General features: G+C 71.6%; 1 pseudogene. It reads left to right on the top strand.

What is annotated here, in order from left to right:
- Positions 1-28: 28 nt before the first annotated feature.
- Positions 29-380: pseudogene (locus LPA54_RS42040) on the top strand (DEAD/DEAH box helicase); the annotation flags it as partial.

The raw sequence follows: 380 nt of genomic DNA, 5'->3' as shown, positions 1-380 counted from the left end.
ATATGTGCCGCATCGAGGAAGGTTCCGCATGAACCGCACACGCACGAACGACCGCTCCGCCCGCACCCGTGACGGCAGTGCCGACTCCGGAAGGGGCGACAGCCGATTCGGCTCGTCGGTCAGGAGCCGCTCAGGCGGGCCGAGCCGTTCCGGTGGTCATGGCCGCCGGCCCGCAGTCCAGGGGGAGTTCGCGCTGCCCAGGACGATCACTCCCGCACTTCCCGCCGTGGAGGGCTTCGCCGATCTCGACATGCCCGGGGCACTGCTGGGCGCACTGGGCTCGCAAGGCGTGACCGTGCCCTTCCCGATCCAGGCCGCGACCCTGCCGAATTCCCTCGCCGGCCGCGACGTACTGGGCCGTGGCCGCACCGGCTCCGGGA

Source organism: Streptomyces sp. DH12 (assembly GCF_020873895.1).
In the GTDB taxonomy this organism is placed as follows: Bacteria; Actinomycetota; Actinomycetes; order Streptomycetales; family Streptomycetaceae; genus Streptomyces.
The sequence above is the reverse complement of the archived record's forward strand: the minus strand, read 5'-3'. Positions and strand labels throughout refer to the sequence as shown.